This window comes from Prevotella sp. DNF00663 (assembly GCF_001553265.1).
In the GTDB taxonomy this organism is placed as follows: Bacteria; Bacteroidota; Bacteroidia; order Bacteroidales; family Bacteroidaceae; genus Prevotella.
The window spans coordinates 1-2,975 of sequence record NZ_KQ960585.1 but is presented as its reverse complement, the minus strand read 5'-3'; the positions used below and the strand labels follow the sequence as shown (position 1 = coordinate 2,975).

The following is a 2,975-nucleotide window of genomic DNA, read 5'->3' as shown; positions in this document are numbered from 1 at the left end:
TTTTTTTTCTTGTACTACGGAAGCTGTTTACTATAATAAAGAGAAAAAGGAAGCCGGGCATTCTCGCCCAGAGGCCTGAACGCAGCCGGACACAGTCCTATAGCTCAGTTGGTTAGAGCGCCACACTGATAATGTGGAGGTCGGCAGTTCAAGTCTGCCTGGGACTACTTCTTTGAGGGGGATTAGCTCAGCTGGCTAGAGCACCTGCTTTGCAAGCAGGGGGTCAACGGTTCGAATCCGTTATTCTCCACTCTAGTAGTATACAAGTTAAGAGTAAACAAGTTGACGAGTTTGTCTCGTTATCTTGTCAACTTAAGACTCGTCAACTACATCCGATCTTTGACATATTGACACAAGCAAGACTGTAGAATATAACAACAGTATCAAGTATGAGCATCCAAAGTTTCCTTTGGTGCGAAGAAAGTAATTAAGGGCGTATGGTGGATGCCTAGGCTCATGGAGGCGATGAAGGACGTGATAAGCTGCGATAAGCTTCGGGTAGATGCAAATAATCTTTGATCCGAGGATTTCCGAATGGGACAACCCGGCCGTCTGAAGGACGGTCATCTTGACCAAGTTCAAGAGGCGAACGCAGGGAACTGAAACATCTTAGTACCTGTAGGAATAGAAAATAAAAGAATGATTCCCCTAGTAGTGGCGAGCGAACGGGGAACAGCCCAAACCGGCGTTGTGGCAACGCATCGCCGGGGTAGTAGGACCACGACATTGTATCTTGCGTGTGAGAGGAATTTTCTGGAAAGAAGAACCATAGACGGTGATAGTCCTGTACTCTAAGCACAATGGGGCATAGTGGTATCCTGAGTAACGCGGAACACGAGGAATTCTGCGCGAATCTGCCGGGACCATCCGGTAAGGCTAAATACTCCCATGAGACCGATAGTGAACCAGTACCGTGAGGGAAAGGTGAAAAGCACTTCGATGAGAAGAGTGAAATAGTTCCTGAAACCATACGCCTACAAGCGGTCGGAGCATAGCAATATGTGACGGCGTGCCTTTTGCATAATGAACCTACGAGTTACCGTCACCGGCAAGGTTAAGGTGTTCAGCACCCGAGCCGCAGTGAAAGCGAGCCTGAATAGGGCGTCATAGTCGGTGGTGGTAGACGCGAAACCAAGTGATCTACACTTGACCAGGTTGAAGTCCCGGTAACACGGGATGGAGGACCGCACCAATAAGCGTTGAAAAGCTTCTGGATGAGTTGAGTGTAGGAGTGAAAGGCCAATCAAACTTGGAGATAGCTCGTACTCCCCGAAAGGCATTTAGGTGCCGCGTACGATGTTCTGCGTGAGAGGTAGAGCGACCGATAGGTCAAGAGGGCTTCACCGCCTATCGCGACCTGACGAACTCCGAATGCTCACGCACCGTAGTCGTGCAGTAAGGGGGCGGGTGCTAAGGTCCGTCCCCGAGAGGAGAAGAATCCAGACCGTCGTCTAAGGTCCCGGAATTCTGCCTGAGTTAGTCTAACGAAGTCTGGTCCCCGTGACAGCCAGGATGTTGGCTTGGAAGCAGCCATTCATTCAAAGAGTGCGTAACAGCTCACTGGTCGAGGGTCCGGGCATGGATAATAATCGGGTATAAGGCAGATACCGAAGGCACGGGATAGTATTTAAAAAAGTATCGGTAGGGGAGCATTCCATCGGCGTAGAATGGTTTACGTAAGTATTCCTGGAGCTTATGGAAAAGCAAATGTAGGTATAAGTAACGATAAGAAGGGTAAGATTCCCTTCCGCCGTAAGACTAAGGTTTCCCGGGCAATGCCAATCATCCCGGGGTTAGTCGGGTCCTAAGTCTCAGCCGAATGGCGAAGGCGATGGCAGACACGGTTAATATTCCGTGACTACCAATGGGAGCGATGTGGAGACGGAGTAGTGACACAGCCGCGGACTGACGGAAATGTCCGTTGAAGAGTGTAGACGTTGATTGGGGTAGGCAAATCCGCCCTGAGAGTCGACCTTGATAGTATGGAGCCCTCCTCGGAGGAATCCAATAGCGCTGGTAATCAGACTTCCAAGAAAATCCGCTAAGCATATTTCATTGGTACCCGTACCGTAAACGGACACACGTAGTCGGGTAGAATATACTAAGGCGTTGAGAGATTCATGGTTAAGGAACTAGGCAAATTGACCCTGTAACTTCGGGATAAAGGGTCCTCGTAGCAATACGAGGCGCAGAGAATAGGTCCAGGCAACTGTTTAACAAAAACACAGGGCTGTGCTAACTCGAAAGATGATGTATACAGCCTGACACCTGCCCGGTGCCGGAAGGTTAAGAGGAGATGTCACCAGCAATGGGAAGCATTGAATTGAAGCCCCGGTAAACGGCGGCCGTAACTATAACGGTCCTAAGGTAGCGAAATTCCTTGTCGGGTAAGTTCCGACCTGCACGAATGGTGTAATGATCCGGACGCTGTCTCAATCATGATCTCAGTGAAATTGTAGTATCGGTGAAGATGCCGATTACCCGCGATGGGACGAAAAGACCCCGTGAACCTTTACTACAGCTTAGCATTGACCTTGGTCATCCGATGTGTAGGATAGGCCGGAGGCTTCGAAGCGTGAGCGCCAGCTTTCGTGGAGCCATCCTTGAAATACGGCCCTTTGGCTGTCTGAGGTCTAACGCGCGATAGCGCGGACACTGCTTGGTGGGTAGTTTGACTGGGGTGGTCGCCTCCAAAAGCGTAACGGAGGCTTCCAAAGGTGCCCTCAGGTCGATTGGTAACCGACCTATTAGAGTGCAATGGCATAAGGGCGCTTGACTGGGAGGCAGACATGCCGAGCAGGCAGGAAACTGGGGCATAGTGATCCGGTGCAAGTGTATGGAAACTGCATCGCTCAAAGGATAAAAGGTACTCCGGGGATAACAGGCTGATCCCCCCCAAGAGCTCATATCGACGGGGTGGTTTGGCACCTCGATGTCGGCTCGTCACATCCTGGGGCTGGAGAAGGTCCCAAGGG

2 tRNA genes and 1 rRNA gene are annotated in these 2,975 nt (G+C 50.7%); all 3 read left to right on the top strand.

Annotated elements, in window-relative coordinates:
- Positions 1-93: 93 nt before the first annotated feature.
- Positions 94-167, top strand: a tRNA-Ile gene (locus tag HMPREF3034_RS00435).
- A gap of 9 nt (positions 168-176) precedes the next feature.
- Positions 177-250 (top strand) — tRNA-Ala (locus HMPREF3034_RS00430).
- Between the two features lie 167 nt (positions 251-417).
- A 23S ribosomal RNA gene (locus HMPREF3034_RS00425) occupies positions 418-2,975 on the top strand; the annotation flags it as partial.